Raw genomic sequence first — 18,784 nt, 5'->3', positions numbered from 1 at the left:
ATTCATTTTCTGTTTTCTGTGTATTCCTGCCAGATTTGCTCAGAGAGCATGATAATCTCATCTTTTCCAGCTGTTTTCATCTGCTCGGCTAATGCAAGAATCTTTGGTATTCCCCTTTTTTCCATGAACCTTCTCTTGTTCCTGCTCCTGCTTATCTGCCTTTCAACCCGGTAAAAGTTAGCCCCGCACATCACCTTTCCTTTCTTTCCCTGCACAAGAAGGTTTCCGACAGAGCCGCCTACCTGAGCAATGTCATTTCCTACAAAATTCTGGCTTCCTCCGATTATGAGAAGATTATTCACCCTTCCTCTGTTGCATGCAATTCCATTCCCGATTTCATCCCCTTTTGTCTTGTTGAGTATTACCGTGTCTGCAAAGCCCTCGCTGTAGGCAATGTCCCTTCCTGTCTGCCAGCTGCAGCAGCTGTTTGCAAGGAAAAGCCCTATTGAGCCCCCGTATGCTCCTGCAAAAGAGCCTATCTCAGTATTGAAATAAACATTTGGCTGGTAATTGTTAATAAGTATCATTTCCGCATTTGGATGCGCATTGTCTCTTTTTTCAATTTTTCCAGATGCAATGTCCCAGAACATTGTGTCTCCATGCGAATTGTTAACAACTGCCCTTCTTCCGTTTTCCATTCCATAGCATGCATAATCGCCGTTGAAATTATTCAGGTAAACCTCATCAAAGCTTCTTGCATTGTAGAACAGATAGTCAAACCCGCTGCATTTTTCATCAACATACATTATTGTTTTCCTGCCTTTTTTACTGTTTCTTTCAGTAAGGATGCTGAGGAGAGCTCCTGTGTATGCGCCTGCTATTGCCTTGTTCCCATAATCTTCATATTTCCTGCCTGCAATTATGCAGTCAATTATCTCATCTTCAGAATAATCTGCTGATTCCAGCCTTTTCTCTGCTATCTCATAGACCTTTTGTATGGAATAGAGTGGAAAAGGAAGAATCATCATTGTCTTTACCCTGCTCACGCATTCTTCCATTCCAGATATTACCGCATCAAGCCCGCTTTTATTTGCGATGCTGGGTTTTCTCTTTTCTATTTCCGAAAGCTCTTCAAGCCCCATTTTTCATCCCTTTTCTGTATTCCCGATAAATCTTTTTTGATATCCTTTCCAGTTCATCAATATCATCTGCCAAATCAATATCCTCTGAAAGCGAGATGATTCTGTCAATGCGGTTTTTCCTGAAATAGATTTCAGCTTCATTATCATTGTACCTGATGAGGCTCCTTGTCCTTTCAAAATTTGCTGATGAAAAAACATAGCTCGCTTTTATATCCCTGAGCGCTATCTCGCTTACCTCTCCATTATTTGTCCCGATGTTTCTGCCAACATAGGAGCCCGACAGGCTGTTCATTGCAAGCTTTTTAACATGCCCTCCTTCTCCTATGTAATCGCCAATGTGCTCTGAAATTATCTGGTTAAGGACAATCATGCCTGCAGAGCCATCTCTTGCAATTGAGCTTCCTGCAAGAAATGCTTTTGAATTGCTTATCAGCACTAATCCTGCTTTTCCCCCGGAAAAACCAATTTTTGAGCAGAGCTCATTGTCAGTTGCCGAGTTTACAATCAGCGCATCTATTCCTCCAGAGAATGCCCCTGCCGATTCTCCTGTGTAGCTTCCGTCAATTCTGGAAAGCGCAGCTATCCCGCCTCTCCCTTCGCTCCCTATCTTTGCGCAGATGTATCTGCCGTTGAAGTTTGAAAGGTATATCTCGTCAAAGTTTCTTGCGCCGTAGAACAGGTAGCTGAATTTTGCGCCTTTGCCGTCAATCTTGATTATCGTCTTCTTTTTTTGCTTCCTGTTTCTTTCTGTAAGTATGTCAAGGAGAACTCCTGAAAAAAGCCCTATTACCCCTTCCTTTTCCTGCTTTTCATAGGATTTTGCAATAATGAAGTCACAAATGTCTTTTTCATTGAAATCAATATTCCTGGTTTTTGAGAGAGCGAAGGAGCGCACATGTGAATAGAATTCTGAATCAGAGTTCATGGTGTCGAAAAGGTAGCGGTATACCTCTGAAGTGTTTCTGCAAAGATAATCGCAGATTTCAAGGATTTTTTCAAGAGCATTTTTATCCTGCCCTGCTTTTTCTCTCAGCTCTATTCCCGAAAGCTCATCAAAAGGCATATTTTCCACCTGCCATTTTGTATGAGCAATAAATCTTATGAGCGTATTCCTCATATCTTTCAGCGCCAAATTTTCCCATTTCATCTGCAAGCAGGATTATTTCTTTAATCCCTGTTTCTTCCAGCGCCCTTTCTGCTTTTTCATTTTCCTGTTCAGTTATTATTTCAGATCTGCCGAATCCGCTGAATTCCGCCCCAACATTGCGATTTTTAACATGGCTGTCCAGTATTATCATCTTCCCGATTTCGCTCTCATAATCAGGCACAAATTCGCCGACTGATTCTTTTGCTTTTATTGACAGGTATGCAATATTCCCGATTTTTCCTTTAGCGCTTCCGCAGTAATCTCCTATCCTGTCTCCGTTAAGATTGTTTAATATGACTGTTCCGGCTTCCCCCTCTTTTGCAATTGCGCATCCTATATCTCCTGCAGCATTTATGCTGTTCAGGACTATTAATCCAGCGCTTCCGCGTTCAGCAATGCTGTTTCCAGCCATTATTCCGCGAGAATTGTTTATCACAACCATATTCACTTTTCCGCTGCTGTATCCTACTGTGTCTGCGATGAAATTTCCATTCACATTGTTAAGCACTATGAAATTTCCGCTTCCGCTGTGGCTTCCCATCCTTGAGCAGATTTTGTCGCCTTCAATGTTTGATATGTAAACCTCATCAAAGTTTTTTGCATAATAAAAGAGATAATGGAATTCCTTTCCTGCGCCTTCAATCTTTACAACTGACTTCTTCCCCTCTTTTCTTCTCCTTCTTGTAAGCAGGTCAAGCAGTATCCCAGAGTATACTCCAAGAGCGCATTCTTCATCGCTTTCCATTGGAATTCCACTGTTTGCTGTTATGAAGTCAGACAGGTCTCTTTCGTTGTATTCAACCCCTTCAAGTTCTTCTGATGCTTCATGAAATGCGTGAATGTACATTCCGCTAAGGTCATTCCAAGCCATTGCTTTTATCATCATTGAAAGCATCCTCTTTACAGAATGTCCAGATTCTTCAATTAGGGCTTCAAGTGTGTGCGAATATTCCTTCTTCTCCCTTTTCTCTATTCCTGACATTTCATCAAAAGGCGTTTTTCTATTGTTCATAGCACAGCTCCCTTATGCGTTTTGCAATATCTGCCATTTCTCCGATTTCTGCGCTTTCCATCTCTTCTGTTAAACTGTTTATCTCTTTTTTTTCCTTACTCTTGATTTTGATTTTCTGGACTCTTGTAGTTTCGTATAAACTGCCTGGTTTGTTTCCGTTTATTGTTTCTTCTGACAGTTTGTAAACCTCAAGCAGTTCAGGAACTTCAATTTCCCTTTTGAAAACCTGCGCCATTTTGCTAAGCTTGACATTTTTTTCCTTTATCACAAAGCGTTCTATGTTGAATTTTTCATTGTACCCGAAATTTATCATCTGCCTGAGAATTGTGAATTCATTTACAGCGCCTGTTTCATTAAGTATTGCAAGCCCTATTTTTCCCTTTGAGCCGGCATATCCGCCGTTTCCATTTCCTTTAACTCTGTTGAGCACAAGGATTTCGCCCTTTCCGTAGCTTGCTGCATTGTGGCATATGTATGTGCCGTTGAAGTTTGAGAGGTATATCTCCCCGAAATTCCTTATGCAGTGGAAGAGGTAGTTGAATTTCCTTCCCTTTCCGTCAATTGCAATTATTGTTTTTTTCCTGCCTTTTCTCCTTCCAAGGTTTTCCACAATTGCTCCCGCGTAAATCCCAATAAACATTTCCTCGCTTTCATTTTCCCCGCTTCCTGATTGGGAAAGCACAAAGTTTTCTATGTCTTTTTCCGTGTAATCAGTTTTTTTGAGGGCTTCTCCAGCAAGGGAAAGCACATCAAGATACTTGTCTGTCTCTCTTGGATAGGACGGGTATCTCCCCAGGATTTTTGGTTTTATTTTCTCTTCTGCCTCTATCAGCGCTTCAAGTGTGTGCGGGTATTCCTTCTTCTCCCGCTTCTCTATTGCGTCTAAATCTCCGAATGCTCCTTTATCCATGCCAGGTCTCCTTCAACTCTCTCTTTTATGGTTTCATATATTGACTGTATCTTTCCTGCCTGTTTTATAATCCCTTCAATTTCTTTTTTCTTTACGATTTTTTTAACAGCATCTGATAATTCATTTATTCGGTAATCTTCATTGAAACTCTTTTCCATATCTTCATTGTTTCCAATAAGCATTCCTTTGCCAGTTTTGTTTGAGAAGTTGAATTTATTCATTTTCAGGAGGATGTTTTTTATCCTGGTTACATCAATATCAAATCCTTTTTCTGATTTGGTTTTTGAGTTTGTTATTACGAGGTCCCCAATGCTCCCTGAATCATAAGCTGCGCACCAGGCAGTATAATCGCCAATTGCCTTGTTTATCAAAGCGAGCCCTATGCTTCCGCCTTCAACAGCCACGTCCATCAATGTTTCCCTTCCAATCGCATTGTTTACAATAATTAATCCAGCATTCCCGTGGTATGAGGCGATTTCATGCCCGGTTCCTAATCCTTCTGCGCGATTTATAACTGCAATCTCAACATTTCCGCGCAATGCAGCAATTGATTTTCCAATGTAGTCGCCTTTAATATCATTCAGGACTATCATCTTTCCATATCCTTCTGCCCCCGCATATGTGCAGATGTAGTCTCCTTTTATGTTTGAGACATAAACCTCATCAAAGTTTTTCGCACAGGAAAACAGATAGTCAAACTCTTCGCCTTTCCCATCAATCGCTATTCTTGTTCCTTTTGCCTTTTCCCGGTTTTTCATGGTTAATATGTCCAAAATGATTCCAGAATAAGTTCCTATGGTTACCTGCTCACCAGTATCCCGTGAGACGCCCAATCTGCCGTTCACAAATGACTCTATGTCCTTTTCTGTGTATTCAATGTTTTCAATGCTTCTCATGCAGTAGATTTCTATCTTCTCCCTTAATTTTGAAATCGGCTCAAACCGGTTGTCATATGTAATTCTGTCCGCAAGCTCGCTTTTCCCGAATTTTTTTACAACATCCTCCCCGATTTCAAGCAGCTTTTCAAGTTGGCTCTCTGGGTTATCATTTTTCTCCCGTTTCTCTATTCCAATAAGCTCATTTAGTGGCATTTTTTTCTCTGAACAGGCTGTTTATCTCATTTGCGTATTTCTCTATGTCATAAACTGATGCGCCGCTCATCTTGGCTGCGCATTCAAGGGAGCCCCTCCTTCTTGGAACGCGCCCGAATTTCATAGTGATATAATCGCCTATGCCGGATAACATTCCCGGTTTTGCATCATAAATCAGTTCTGGGATTTTGCCGTTGTTCATTTTCGCGAATTCAAGTGTTAAACCAGTGTCGCTTGTAATGTTCCTTAGAACCACCCTTTTTATGCAGCCTCCTTCAGCGATTCCTGCTGCAGTGAATTCGCCGATAGAATCATTTATCACAAGCAGGTCAAGCATTCCCTTGCGCGCCATCCAGTATGCTGCAGAATCTCCCTTAAGCCCGCTTATAACCGCTGTCTTTCCCCTTCCTCCATCAAGCGAATTTGAAAGTATTTTATCTCCGGTTATGTTGGAGATGTAGACATTGTCAAAGTTTCTTGCTCCCATGAAAAGGTAGGGAAAGTCCCTTCCGCATCCGTCAATCCTGACAGTTGTCTCAATTCCCTTTTTTCTGTTCCTTTCAGTAAGCATTTCCAGAAGAATTCCTGTATAGTAACCGAGCATTGGCGATTTGTTCTCATCTTCAATTTTTGCCTGTATCAACCCTTCCAAATCCCTCTCATTGTATTCAAAGCTTCCAATAGCGTTTTTGACAAATTCCTTTCTTTCCTCATCTGTTTCCTCAATGAACTTGACAAGGATTCTTTTTCTCATTCTCACGAACTCTTTGAGCATGCTTTTGACTATTCCGTTGCTGATTCTTGTGAAATATTCAGTCCTGTCCTCTCCCTTTTCCTTTTTATTCCTTTTCTCTATTCCGGTAAGCTCGTTTAGCGGCATTTTTTGTTTTCCTTATCACTTCTTTTTGATTTTTTTCATCTCTTAAGCCATTTGAAATGGGCATATCCTGTTTTGCTGGTTTTCTCTATGATATTCTCATCCTCTTTATCTGAGCGATAGATTTGTATTATCTGCCGGCTAAGGTTTTCTATTTCATCTATTGGTGAGTCAGTCATCTTTGCTGCAAGCTCAAGGATAATCTCATATTTTTCCTTGTCTTCCTTAATTGGTTCTTTTTCTCCCAAAATTTCTCTGAAATAGCAGCAGTTGAATTGATCATCAGAATTTACCATGCAATCGCTTAACAGGGCAAAGCCAATATTTCTTGGTTTAGACCGGTGCATATCCTTAAAATAAAACGTCTTAGACATATTGCAGATTAGATTATCAAGTGAACCAATGTTGTAATCAAGGTATGAGCACAAACCGCTTCCTTCAATATTGTTTAGGACAGCTGTTCCGCACTTGCCTCCATCAGATACTGAGAGTATTCTCTCTCCTTTCATGTTTGAGAGGTATATCTCGTCAAAGTTTTGTATGCCGAAAAATAAGTAGTTAAATTCATTCCAGCTGCCGTCAATTTTTATTACTGTTTTTTCTCCTTTTGCCCTGTTTTTTTTTGTGAGGGTTTCCAGTGTTATTCTGGTGCAGACTCCCAGCGGCAATCTTTTTGCGTCTGCAATTTCTCGATGGTACTCTGAACTTATGAATGTTTCAATGTCCGCTGCCGAATAGTCGAGCTCTGAAAGGCTTTTTTCAAGAAGCCGGTCCATCGGGGTGTATACGTCGCGTATTGTGTCAATTTGAAAACCGCGGTTTTTCTTCTGGGCGCATAATGCGCTTATCTCTTCTGTTGCTTCCCCGCATTTTTTTATGAATTCCTCTGCGGTGCTTTTGTGCTCTATTGTTTCCCTCTTCTCCACTTTTGATAGTTCTTCTATTGGCATTTTTCACTTCCCCATCACCCCTATTGCTTTTAGTTGCCTGAAATAAGGTTCTTTTCAATTATGTCCTGCGATATTCTCACAAGGTCCTCTTTTGAGTCCGCCTTGAACACGGTTATTCCCCCATAAGAGCAGGTGTGCTGCTGGTCATATCCCGGTATATCTAGCTGGAATGTGCCGGTGTGTATTATTGTAGGGCGGTATTTCTCGTTGTTTTTCATGAAGTCAATCAGCTCATCAACATTCATGATTCCGCCGTCTGTTATTATCATCAGGTCAACATAGCTCTGGCTTGTGAGCTCCTGAAGGCTTATCCTTCCGTTTTTGTTCAGGTATTTCCTGAAAAGCGGGTTTTTCCTGATTTCTTCCTCATTTATTTTCTTCAGGTCTATTGGAATCTCTGATTTTGATTCTGCTATGTCTTTTTTTAACCTGTCCAAATCAATTGATGTTCCGCCGCCCTTGTAGCTGCAAATCATCTTTATCAGCTCATCCTCATCCTCGCTTCTGAATATGTCTGTCATTTCCGAGTCAAACAGGGAAACTCCCACATTGCATCCGCTCCGAAAATAGCTCATTATGAATATTGTTCCGGCAAGGGTTGCATAGCATGTCTCTTGCTGGGGATTAGGCATGCTTCCTGATGCGTCCTTGTATATTATGAGAGAAGGGAGCGACTGTGAGTTTTTTAGGTAAGGTATTGACTCTATCCTGATTTTCTTTGTAAGCCCCGGAAGTATTTTTCCGCCGGAGTATCTTGTGTCTATCCCTATCGGCGGGCTGTCCATCTTGAAGTCCTCTTTTCCGAAAACCTGCTTTGTTGAGGATAAGGTTCTTGTTTTCTTGGGCCTTATGAATATCCCGTATTCTGCTGCAAGCTCCTTGTAGTACTCAGTTGTTTTATCTTCAGCAGATTCCACATTTTCTATGCCTGTTCCGATTCCAGGAGCCCTGTCTTTCTTAGCGCTCTCTTTTCCAAGGAAATGCTCCTTTATTTTTTCATATTTCTTCTTGTCCATGTGCTTTATCATTTCCCTTATTGCCTGCTTTATCTTCTGCTTATCTTCAGCGGGAAGCTTGTCAAAATCTTCCTTGGTTATTATTCTTGAGCCCCCGCCAGAAGGGCAATTGCAAGGGTTTTCACCCTGCCCCCCGTTGTTTTGGCAATTTTTGTCGCAGTTATTCTTCTGATTCTCCTTCATTTTTTGCCTGTCAATATTAAGAAGGGGAAGTATTGCCTCTCCGAATCTTCGGAGTTGGGAATACTGCAGGTTGTAGTTCCTGCTCATGCTAACTGTTACTGAATCAATCTCGTCTGCTGCCTTGATTATTTTTTTCATGGTTTCCTCTTCAAAGCCGCTTAGGTCAACGGAGAATTCCTCTTTCATCCTTTTTCCGTAGCTTAAGGCCATTGCGCTGTTTGTTGCCCTGTTTTTTTTGTCGAGATATGAGCTTGCAAGTAGCCCTTTCAAACTCTCTGCCTCAACCTGCTGGTAATAGATGAGAGAATTGTTGACATAGTCAGCGAAAAGGGCGTATATTATTGCGCTGTTTTCCTTGAAATTCTCCTCTGCCTCATATGAGAGGTAAAGTGAAAGGCTTACATTCTGGGGAAAAAACATATAATGCCCGATTTCGTGGGTGAAAATTCCCTTTGCCATCTTTTCAATATCACCATTGGCATATCCTGCCATTTTTTTAAGAAAAGGGGCATTTATTCCAATGGATAAGTCAAGGAAGTTCAGAAATGCTGTTCCCAAGCCGTTCATTTCAATTTCAGAGTCAACTATCAGAGGTCCGCTTATCGGAGGTCTGAGATACCGGTCCTTTGTCTCCTCAAAGCATTTCTTTATGATTTCCTCAAGCTTTTTGTCTTCCGCGCCCTGCTTTTTGTCTTCTGCCATTTTTTTCACCGAATTTTATCTTCTTATTTTGTCTATTGCCCATTTTATGAAAGACATCTTTTTTATGTCATACTGAGCGTTTTTAATCCATCTGTCTCTTTTCTTTTGTATTTTTTCTTCAGCGCTTTCGTAGATTTTTCCTGAATCTGAACCATTCTGAATGTTTGAACTGAATTCTTCGAGAACATCGGGAATATTTTCTTTGGAGCGTCTCATTGAGAAACAGTAGTTTTCTCTTCCTTTGAGCATTTTTGGTGTTGCGGTTTCTTCGTGAATCCGGTAAATCTGTCTGGCGTTTTTCTGTATTGTGTCTAAGTCTGCTTCAGTCATTTCATCTGCAAGCGCAATGATTCTGTCCATCCCGTTTTTTCTCAGGAATTCCTGGATTTCAGCAGTTGGGTCTGTTGTTTCTCCGAATTGATGGTTAGTATATAATCCTAAATTATAGAAATTATTTTCAATAATTACCTGCGAGCAGTCGATTACTGGTAAGGGGGATATGTTGTAAGAAAATAATACCGCCCCGCTTTCAGAATACAATCCGCAGTTTGCAGAGTCGCCTATTCTCTTAAGATGCCATTCTTTAAATGGGTTTTTTTGATAAGGGAAGTTGCGTATTACCAGCTGTTCTGCTATTGAATAATGTGTGATTGAATGATAATGCAACGTTTCAATATCATAAGACTGCATGACCTCATCGTTTGCCGAATTGTTGATCATAGCAAGCCCGACATGCCCCTCTAAATTTGCAATATTAAAAAATTTATCGGATTTATCGACTGATCCAAATGCCTGTCTTAATTTATATGAAGGTTCGGTTACATTGTTCAATATTGCTGTCTTGACTCCGCCGTTCATTCCCATTCCTATGAATGCTGCAGCGCCGTTGCTGCTGCAGTTGTTTAGCACGAGAATATTGCCGTTTGCCATTGCTGAGCACAGCCATCCCCCGTTCATGTTGGAGATGTATATCTCATCAAAGAATTCTGCTCCACGAAAAAGATTGTTAAAGGTACCATTTTTTCCGTCAATTTTTATTACTGTTTTTTTTCCTTTCCTCGAATTTTTCTCTGTAAGCCTGCTTAGAATTATCCCTGAATATCTGGCAAGATCTTCTTCCTCGAGATATCCGCGCTCCTGTGCGTTTTCCCTGCTTTTTATGATAACATAGTCCACTATGTCTGCAGCGCAATACTCAACTCCTCTCAGTTTTTCTTTTATAAAATCTTCAGCATAACTGTGGTTGTTCATTTCCAAATCCACATGTTCCTCAATTGATAGTCTGGAAAATTTGTTTAGAAATGCGTCTCCTGCCTGAAGAAGCATCTCTAATCCAGAAGAAATTATTTCCTTTTTCTCCCTTTTCTCTATTCCAGTAAGATCGCTGAATGCCATTTTTTTCACCGAATTTCATCTGCCCCTTATCTTGTCCATTATCTGATTTATGAAAAATATTTCTCTTATGTCATACCATGTGTTTTTAATCCACCTGCTTGCCTTCTTCTGTATCTTTTCTCCGGCGTTTTCATAGATTTTTTCCTGATTTGGATAATTATTTGAATCATCTTTTGGTTTTCTGGGGATTTCTTCAAGAACATCAGGAACAATTTCTTCAAAAAGTCTTATTGTATGATAATATCTGTCTCTTCCTTCGAGCATTTCTTTTGTTGCAGTTTCGTTGTGAATATGGTAAATCATTCTGGCATTTTCCTGAATAGTGTCTAAGTCCGCATCCACCATTTTGTCTGAAAGCTCAGCCATTCTGTCAATCCCGTTTTTTTTCAGGAATTCCTGCAGTTCAGTGTTTGGCTCAATCATCCTTCCGAATAGATGCCCGCCATATTCTCTTTTATTTCTGACGTTGTTTGCAACCATTATCTCTGAATCGTTTTCTATTCCAAATGCATATTCATCAGCATAAAATTTGAAATCTTTATTTTCATTTCCATCCTCAACAGGCAAATCTTCAAATTGGAATTTTTCGGGATTGAATTTGTTTCGTATTACAAGCCGCTCTATTCCCGGGTATATCAGAGAAAGGGCCATTTCTATATGGTAACTGTCTGTTGAGTTGTTGAGCATGGCAAGCCCTATGTGCCCGTTTATAAACGCAGCATCGTAAAATAGATTGTGCGTGCTATTTGCATTGTTCAGTATTGCTGCCTTAACGCCTCCGTTGCTTCCTGCGCCGATGAATGTTGCAGTATTACCCCCGTTGCAGTTGTTTAGGGCAAGGATGTTGCCGTTCGCCATTGATGAGCATATTCCCTCTCCATTCATGTTTGAGATGTATACTTCATCAAAGAATTCTGCGCCGTAAAAAAGACGGTCAAAAGTCCCGCCTTTTCCGTCAATTTTTATCACTGTTTTTTTTCCTTTACTTGAATTTTCCTCTGTGAGAAGGCTGAGAATTTTTCCCGAGTATTCACCAAGAACATTTGAATTTAGGGAGCTTGAATTCCTTGTTCCTTCTGCGCTTTTTATGATAACATAGTCCTCTATGTCTTCTGTAGAATACTCTGTCCCATTAAGTTTTTCTTTTATGAACTCTTTGGCATAATTTCTGTTTTTTTTCATTAAGTCAATCATTTCTTTCCAGGATAACCTCCCGAATTCATTGAAGAATGCGTCTCCTGCATTGAGGAGCGCCTCTAATCCGTGAGAGTTTTCCTTTGTTTCCCTTTTCTCTATTCCAGACATGTCAAAAAGAGTCATTTTTTTTATTCTCAAGCCAAGTGATTCGCTTACTTTCTGTTCTGCATGCTTTCATATTGCATGCAAAGGAGAGCTTCTTCAATTGTCCTTGCAACAGGATGGTCGCTCATTTCCAGGTCTTTTCTTGCTTCAGAGATTGTTTCTGCATTAAGCTCATTCTCAGTTATCATGAGTATTGCCTTTCTGACATGCTCAAATGACTTGTCTGCGCTTGTGTAATCAGTGTAGTTTTTGAATGAGTCATCAATAACCTGCTTTGCAATAGCGTGCCTTATGGGGAGGCTTCTTTGGCTGTTCCATACCTTCTGCTTGAATCTTTCTTCAGGGTTTATCCTTGCTGCTGATGTGAATACAAATGCTGTTTTCACATCCTCAACTGTAACTCTGTCCCTTCCAAGGTACCATGCAAGCCCCTTTGACATCATTTCCCAGTCCTTCATGAACCTTCCTGCAAGCCCCCTAAGCACTTTTGTTGAGAGGTATCTCTTGTCATGCTCGTCATCTGACCTTGGATCCTCAAACCGGTTTTCCCCGAACTTTGTGCTTTGGGATATCTCAGAAAGCGTTGAATAGAAGAAGAGAAGAGGCTCGTCTGCAAACCTTATTTCCGAAATCTCTTTTTTTATCTCTGACACAAATCCGTTCTTGATTATCGGGATTTTCCTTCTTTCATATTCCTGGACAGTTGCCTGCTGAAGATCTGATATCTTATCTTTGATTGCTTTTGCATCGTTCTTGTGGGATTTGTAGAATTCAAAAAACTCGCCCACCTTGTCTTCAAGCCCCAGCCCCTCTTTTATCTTCTCATCGGCGTGCTCTACAAGATGCTGGTGCGCTATTGGATTGTATGTTGGCGGCCAAAGGAGAATTGAGTAGTTGTCCACAAGATTTTCATTGAGGGAGAATGTGCCTCCGTAAACATCGGGGTTCATTGCTGATACAACAACCTGTTTGTCTATCTTCCATGAGTGGTTTGCATAGTTCCACACATCATTTGCAACGCCCTCTCTTATCCTGTTCTGCTCAAGTTCAGAGAACCTGTTGAGTTCATCTATGATAAGGTAAGGCATATGGAATGGGAGATAAAGAAATGCCATGTCTATTCCCTTGTTTAGTTCAGCGATGTCGTGAGTTGCATAAATGTCATTGACTGTTGCTCCCGGGCTTCCGACAATTTTTCTCCAGTCAAAAATCTCAACTGGGATTTGGTAAACCATTGAGCCTATTACGCTTGCGAGCCTTGTCTTTCCTGTCCCAACATCTCCTGAAATGAGGGTGTTGTTTCCGATGCAAGAGTTTAATGCAAGCATTGTGGTTGTGATGGGAAGGATATTTTCTGAAATCGGCTTTTTGCTTTTTGCGCTCTCTATTGCCTCTTTAAGAAGGGCTCCTTTTGTGTGCCCGCCTATACCCTCCTGCGATTCATTGAGGTATATGTCTTTTGGAGCCTCTGCTATGAAATGCTGATTTATGTAAGAAACCATATCCCTTATCTGCTGCTGGTAATTACTTGCCTGCGCCTTCTGTCCGATGCCTAACATGTTATTACCCCCAATCCTTTTAAATGAGATTATTGCCGGTTTATTATTGACTGGCAGTGATAACAATTCAGAAAGGGTTTATAAATATTTCGGTTTTTTCACTATCAAATAATGGTAACTAATCCCTCATAGCTTTTAAATTGGCAGGATATTTTCAAAACGAGTCCATGCAGTAATTCTTTGGACTTTGAAGTTTATGCGGATTTTTATGATAATTCTCTCTTTTCCAAGCCGTTTTTTATTTTTTCCCGATAAATTAAAATATCCTTCTCTATTTAATCTGGCTATGCCTGCAAAATCAGAGCGAGGGAGTTAGGGTATCTGAAAAAATCTAAAAGAATTTTTCGAGTGATAAAAATGAGATGGGGAAATGAAAACAGAGAGCATGACTGGCTGAACACTTACCCGCAGTATGAAATCTCTCCACGCACTGCTGCTTCAATTATGACTCTTGGAATTTCTTGGCAGGAAGGCAGTGCGTCAAAAAGCATTGATTCAATTTCTGAAGTGAAGGGCCAGATGCCAAAAAGCATTGATTCAATTGCTGCATGCCCCAACATTGATTCAATCACTGCATGCGCCAATTGCGGAGTAAAGTGTTTCAAAAACCCCTCTGTTTTAAAAACAGATGAAGGCTCTGATCTTTCATTTGTTTACTTCGCGCTCAGCTTTGTTATTTCAGCAGTGTATTTCTCTTCAATGGGATTCTACGCAGAATTGGTCAAGCTCGCAGAAAAATAAATTTAGTTTATCTCCTCTTTATTTTATAGATTACTTTTTAAGAAATAAAGTATTTAAAATTCTAATCTGTATGTAAATAGAAATTCTTCTAAATTAGCTTTATATTTTTTTTCAGTGTTTTTTTGAATAGCTTTTATTATATATTCTGTAACTTTAGATTTTAGCTGTTTATAGAACTCGTCTTCTTTATCTTTTTCTATACTCACAATGGGTTCTGGGCAAAAAACTTTAACCAGCATTTGTTTTCCCTTAAGTTTATCATTGCTCACATTATTCCCATTATAGCTATCATAAAAAGTCACATCAATATTTTTAAAATATTGATCTAACCCAGAATTTTTGATGATAACATATCTTAACGCTTTTTGATGATCCTCACTTAACGACGGATTTACTATAATTTTAAAAGTGATACCAGAAGGAATAACTCTGTTGTTTTTATTTTCTTCAATAACTTTTTTCTTAAACAAGTTGTTGAAACTTCTCATATCTTTGTACAATTCGTTAAACTTTATAAATTTATTTTCTTGCTGCTTTATAAATTTTTTTTATTATTATTAGGAAATTTTAAGGAAGCCATGTTTTCTGGTTTTCCAGCTTTTGCGGAAGGTAGTCAGTAATCACAAAGTTGAGCCCGTGCTGTGCAAGCGCCTGCTGCTCAGCCCTCTTTTTCATCTCAACCATTTGGTTTAGGGCCTTCTGCCATTCAGGGTATGCCTTGACAAACGGGTCGTTCTTGAATCCGTCCTTAACCCTTTTTATGTCCACTTCCTTGAGGGGATGGGTTGGAAGCTTGTAATCGTTTATGTCTCCCGGGGTGATTCCCATGTATTTTGCCTTTGGGACGCAGAAGAACTTGTTGATGTGGGCTGCATTTCCGCTTCCCACCTTAAGAGTCCTGTAGATGTTCAGGTATCCGTATGGGTCTCCGTCTGTGAACACATAGACTGGAATGTCTTTTTCATCAGAAAGCCTTCTTATGAACCGCCTGCATGCCCTTGTCGGGACTCCCCCAAGCGATATCAGTATTGATTTTGATTTCCTGAAATAGGCATGCTTTACAAGCCTCTGGTACATTCCAGCTGTCTCTATTGCAAGTATGAAATTTGCCGTTGTCTCGAACTGCAGGTGCTCGACGCTGCTCGGGATTGAGTATGCGCCTGTTCCCATCTTGGTGCAGTCAATTTTTATCTCCTTTCCTGTTTCGGGGTCTTTATCCACTACAATAAGTTCTCCTGAGACATCGCCCCCCTTTTCCTCAGGAATGAACCCTATCTGCTCCCTATTAACCATGAACATTGCTTCAATGTCATCCATTACCATGTCTGATTCCGGCTGCTCAAGGAACCTTGCCTCGCCCCAGTTCTTTGACACATAGTATGCCTCTCTCTTTGTTGCAATGTCATCTGTTTCAATAAGGCTTTTTGAGAGCGACAACATTCTTAATGTCTGAGCGAATGTCTTTGATGTGTTTACAGTAAGAGTCCTTGTCTTCTTCTCATTTCCTATCTCAAAATATCCCTTTGCCTTGTCAAAATCCACGTTTGATAGCGAGCGAACAGGCATTGAAAGCTGGGGCTTCTTCTGCTGAATTATGCTCTCATACAGATTCCTTGAGAGCTCCTTTATTCTTTTTATCATTTCATCTTTCATTTTTCCGCTCCTTACTCACTGCCCTCATCATCGCTGTCCTCGGCATTCTCAAGCTCTTCCTCAACATTCCCTTTTATCCCGAATTTCTCCCTTCCGTTGTCCTCTTCCTCAGAGCCTTCATCTGAAATGCTTTCAATCTGCCTTGTCTTTTCAAGGAGCTCCTTTATTGCCGCCTGGAGTTTTTTCTCCTCGGTTTCAGTGAGCCCGAGAAGCTCTTTTAACGCTAGTGCTATGTGAGGAAGGTATTTCTCAATGTAGGACTTTTTCTTTATCGCATCATTTACCCTGTATTTCTTGTGTATGTATTTTGTAAGTTCTCTCCCGCATTCCTGGAGGGCAAGCTTCATCTCCCTGATTATTTCAGGGTAGTGGGCTATTGCCTCTTTTGCCTCGCTTGTAAACGGAGCCCATACAGATGCAAGGTGTATTGCTATCACGCATGGTCCTACAGGCACTGCCCCGTTGCTCTGGGATAGCCCGTATGATTTCCAGTTTGTGGCTGTTATTGATTTTGTTGCTGCGCAGGCTCCCTGCTGGTAAAGCAGGGGAACCCTGTTTGCAAACCTGAGAATTGTCGCCTGCTTGTCTCCCGGAATCTGCCCGCCGTATGCGATTGCGCATTCTATCACAAACGGGTTTCCCCTGTAGACAGATGGCGGTCTTGCAGTTGAAGTGTAGAATTCAGCATTAATCTCCTTTCGGAGCCCGTTCTCAAGATTCTGTGCGCCTATAGGTGAAAGGCAGTCCGGAGAGGGTGCTATTATCCTTGTGTTCCTTATCGCATCAATCAGCTTTTCTCCCTGGTTCCGGTCTATCTCATGGGGCTTTGAATTTGGAAGCATTGCTGCCTTTTCGCATATCTCTTTTGCAGTTCCAGCGCCTACTCTTGAGAATTGGCTTGTCAGGAAGCTTTGCAGCGTCCTTTCCTCTGCGCTCTTCAGCATTTTCAGGAGAAGCCCGAGCTCCACTCCGTATGGGTGGGGCTTTATCTCCTTTGCTTCAGCAGGAAGCTCTTTTGACACCCTTGCGAATATGAACTGTTCTGCCTTGGGGTTTGTGTAGGTTATTGTCGCGTGCGGATTTATGATTGCTGTCTGCTTGAGATACTCGTCAACTGACTGGTCGCCCTTCTGGTAAATTGCCTCAAGGTCTATTTCTATTCTTGTGCCATGCTCAATATCCCATTCCCGCTCTTCCTGCTTCAGGATTTCCGGCTTGTTGTTTTTCGTGTCAATGTGAAGCTCGTAGTAGTATGCAGGATGCTTTGGGGAAATTTTTGAGATTATCCTTATCGGCTTCCCTGTTGTCAGCTGTCCGTAGAGCGCTGCAGCAGATATCCCTATCCCCTGCTGCCCCCTCGCCTGCTTCAGCGTGTGGAACTTGCTTCCATAGAGAAGCTTTGCGAATATGTTTGGAATCTGCTCTCTAACTATTCCAGGTCCGTTGTCTGCAACTGACACCCTGAATTTTTCCTCCCCCATTTCCACAATCTCAACAAGGAGCTCGGGAAGTATTCTTGCCTCCTCGCAGGCGTCAAGCGAGTTGTCCACTGCCTCTTTTATTGCAGTGAGGAGTGCCTTCCTCTTGTTGTCAAAGCCGAGAAGGTGCCTGTTTTTCTCAAAGAATTCCGCAACTGAGATTTCCTGCTGCTTTTTTGCAAGCTCAAACGCGATTACATTATCTGAACCATTATTCTTACTCTCTTCAATCTCTTTTTTATGCTCTTTCTCCTCTGTTTTCTTTTCCTGCTTTTTCTCAATGTAGTCGGTGATTTTGCCTTCGGGCTTTTTCTCCGCTTTTTCTTTCTCTGCCATTTTGCCTTCCTGCAATTTTAATGTCTTTCTTATAAGCTTATCTTTTCTTCAGCATATGCTTTTTTAAAAAATTGAATGGTTTTTATGAGATTAAAGCAATTGCTTTATTTTGGAAAATCCTCTTTAGAAGCCTCATCCTTTTTCGCGCCTGTTTTTTTCTCGGCTATTTCCTTCTCGTCTGTTGCGCCGAATTCACTTTTGAACTCATCATCCCTTAGTTCTCTCCTCTTCCTTTCAAGCCATGTGTATACTGAGTGGTGGGCGCTTCCCTTGAGGAGCAACTCTATTGCCTTTCTTGCTATCGCAACCCTTGATGCCTCGCCTATTACGCCTATTGTCTTTCCGTAGACGCTTATGTTTGTGTCAGTCAGGTCTTCTATTGTCTTCCTTGCCTTTCCGCCTTCTCCAATAACCCTGCCTTTCAGCCTTTTCATCTGGGAAACAGAGCTTATCACATGCCTCAGCTCTATCACTTCAAAAGTGTAGTCTGACTTGAGCATCTGGACTGCAATCTTCGGGTTGAAGCCGCGGCTTATTGCCCTTATCACTTCCTTGGCAGTGTATAGTTTTATTGAGTCCTTGCTGAAGATTTCAATCTCATTTTCATGGCTGTCAATGTCCAGGATGCAGCCGGTTTCAGCCTCAATCTCTCTTTTGGTTTCTCCGCCCTTCCCGATTACTGCGGCTATCCTGTCGCCAGGCACTTTTATTGTGTATGAAAAAAGCTCCTCATCCGCCCTTTTTGAGTGCTTCATAGGGCTGACTGAGTCTATCTCTGCAGAAAATTCATCCTCATCAATCTCATCAGATGATTCTGCACTTGGCTCATCCAAAGGGGAATGTTTTTTATTTTCCTCTTCAGAAATCTTCACTTTTCCCTTTTCATCATTTTTTTCTCTCATCTTTCTTGCGAAAATCAGGCTTCTTTTAAACCTTTGTTTTTTTCAAAATGTTTTTTTTGATTAAAATAAAAGCGTATTTCACCTGCGCACTGCTTGGGCGCAGGATTTTTTTAATAATTGCATTGTTCATTGCATCAGTTTTATCTTCTTTGATTCCACTTCTTTCAGCCTCTGAATGAAATAGTCCAGGCAGTCCAGAGCGCAGAAATACGCCTTTTTCCTTAAGTCAGGGGGTCCAAAGATTATGCTGTAATACTTATTTGTTATAAGGTTCACAGGATTCCCGCATGTCGCGCATGTTTTCACTTCCTGGCTTTCAACCTCTTTTATCTTCTTTTCTACAAGCCTTTTAAGGTGGTCTCCCCCGCTCTCGAGGTCATTTTTCATCTTGTAGAGGTCTTCGTAGGAAATATCCTCCATTATCCTTGTAAGCTTCCTTTCCATTTAT

Annotated in this window: 17 protein-coding genes; 1 reads left to right on the top strand and 16 read right to left on the bottom strand. The window is 41.1% G+C overall.

Annotated elements, in window-relative coordinates; translation table 11 throughout:
• Window positions 1-2 precede the first annotated feature (2 nt).
• The 11 genes from NTV63_04835 to NTV63_04785 are packed head-to-tail and all read right to left on the bottom strand — an operon-like array spanning window position 3 to window position 13,226.
• Complete coding sequence (locus NTV63_04835; protein MCX6710244.1) at window positions 3-1,082, bottom strand: hypothetical protein; 1,080 nt, start codon at window positions 1,080-1,082, stop codon at window positions 3-5.
• Complete coding sequence (locus tag NTV63_04830; GenBank protein ID MCX6710243.1) at window positions 1,072-2,199, bottom strand: hypothetical protein; 1,128 nt, start codon at window positions 2,197-2,199, stop codon at window positions 1,072-1,074. The genes NTV63_04835 and NTV63_04830 overlap by 11 nt, the downstream gene beginning before the upstream one ends.
• Window positions 2,135-3,241, bottom strand: a complete 1,107-nt coding sequence (locus NTV63_04825) for a hypothetical protein (GenBank protein ID MCX6710242.1) — start codon at window positions 3,239-3,241, stop codon at window positions 2,135-2,137. Before NTV63_04825 ends, NTV63_04830 begins: the two co-directional genes overlap by 65 nt.
• On the bottom strand, window positions 3,231-4,151 hold the full coding sequence (locus tag NTV63_04820; GenBank protein MCX6710241.1) for a hypothetical protein: 921 nt from the start codon (window positions 4,149-4,151) through the stop codon (window positions 3,231-3,233). The genes NTV63_04825 and NTV63_04820 overlap by 11 nt, the downstream gene beginning before the upstream one ends.
• Window positions 4,124-5,242: a hypothetical protein gene (locus NTV63_04815; protein ID MCX6710240.1), complete on the bottom strand. Its 1,119-nt coding sequence runs from the start codon at window positions 5,240-5,242 to the stop codon at window positions 4,124-4,126. Before NTV63_04815 ends, NTV63_04820 begins: the two co-directional genes overlap by 28 nt.
• Window positions 5,229-6,122: a hypothetical protein gene (locus NTV63_04810; protein ID MCX6710239.1), complete on the bottom strand. Its 894-nt coding sequence runs from the start codon at window positions 6,120-6,122 to the stop codon at window positions 5,229-5,231. The genes NTV63_04815 and NTV63_04810 overlap by 14 nt, the downstream gene beginning before the upstream one ends.
• Window positions 6,123-6,157: 35 nt before the next feature.
• Window positions 6,158-7,069 (bottom strand): hypothetical protein, encoded by a 912-nt coding sequence (locus NTV63_04805; protein MCX6710238.1) that lies wholly within the window; start codon window positions 7,067-7,069, stop codon window positions 6,158-6,160.
• A 29-nt stretch (window positions 7,070-7,098) separates the two neighbouring features.
• Window positions 7,099-8,970, bottom strand: coding sequence for a hypothetical protein (locus tag NTV63_04800; GenBank protein ID MCX6710237.1), 1,872 nt, complete (start codon window positions 8,968-8,970; stop codon window positions 7,099-7,101).
• A gap of 15 nt (window positions 8,971-8,985) precedes the next feature.
• Window positions 8,986-10,365: a hypothetical protein gene (locus NTV63_04795; protein MCX6710236.1), complete on the bottom strand. Its 1,380-nt coding sequence runs from the start codon at window positions 10,363-10,365 to the stop codon at window positions 8,986-8,988.
• Window positions 10,366-10,380: 15 nt separating this feature from the next.
• On the bottom strand, window positions 10,381-11,685 hold the full coding sequence (locus NTV63_04790; GenBank protein ID MCX6710235.1) for a hypothetical protein: 1,305 nt from the start codon (window positions 11,683-11,685) through the stop codon (window positions 10,381-10,383).
• 29 nt (window positions 11,686-11,714) lie between these two features.
• Complete coding sequence (locus NTV63_04785; GenBank protein MCX6710234.1) at window positions 11,715-13,226, bottom strand: hypothetical protein; 1,512 nt, start codon at window positions 13,224-13,226, stop codon at window positions 11,715-11,717.
• A 357-nt stretch (window positions 13,227-13,583) separates the two neighbouring features.
• Here NTV63_04785 and NTV63_04780 point away from each other — a divergent pair, with 357 nt between their 5' ends.
• Complete coding sequence (locus NTV63_04780; GenBank protein MCX6710233.1) at window positions 13,584-13,967, top strand: hypothetical protein; 384 nt, start codon at window positions 13,584-13,586, stop codon at window positions 13,965-13,967.
• A 53-nt stretch (window positions 13,968-14,020) separates the two neighbouring features.
• Here the strand turns inward: NTV63_04780 and NTV63_04775 are convergent, their stop codons facing one another.
• The 5 genes from NTV63_04775 to NTV63_04755 form a co-directional block, all read right to left on the bottom strand.
• Window positions 14,021-14,455 carry a hypothetical protein gene (locus tag NTV63_04775; protein MCX6710232.1) on the bottom strand — a complete coding sequence of 145 codons (435 nt, stop codon included), beginning with the start codon at window positions 14,453-14,455 and terminating at the stop codon, window positions 14,021-14,023.
• 79 nt (window positions 14,456-14,534) lie between these two features.
• A complete protein-coding gene (locus NTV63_04770) occupies window positions 14,535-15,620 on the bottom strand; it encodes a DNA topoisomerase IV subunit A (GenBank protein ID MCX6710231.1) in 1,086 nt (361 codons plus the stop codon).
• 11 nt (window positions 15,621-15,631) lie between these two features.
• Complete coding sequence (locus NTV63_04765; protein MCX6710230.1) at window positions 15,632-17,434, bottom strand: DNA topoisomerase VI subunit B; 1,803 nt, start codon at window positions 17,432-17,434, stop codon at window positions 15,632-15,634.
• Between the two features lie 104 nt (window positions 17,435-17,538).
• A complete protein-coding gene (locus NTV63_04760; GenBank protein ID MCX6710229.1) occupies window positions 17,539-18,336 on the bottom strand; it encodes a KH domain-containing protein in 798 nt (265 codons plus the stop codon).
• 126 nt (window positions 18,337-18,462) lie between these two features.
• Window positions 18,463-18,780, bottom strand: coding sequence for a hypothetical protein (locus NTV63_04755; protein ID MCX6710228.1), 318 nt, complete (start codon window positions 18,778-18,780; stop codon window positions 18,463-18,465).
• Window positions 18,781-18,784 lie beyond the last annotated feature (4 nt).

This window comes from Candidatus Woesearchaeota archaeon, from assembly GCA_026394965.1.
In the GTDB taxonomy this organism is placed as follows: Archaea; Nanobdellota; Nanobdellia; order Woesearchaeales; family 0-14-0-80-44-23; genus JAPLZQ01.
Note: the sequence above shows the minus strand (reverse complement) of the source record. Positions and strands in the feature narration are given on the sequence as shown.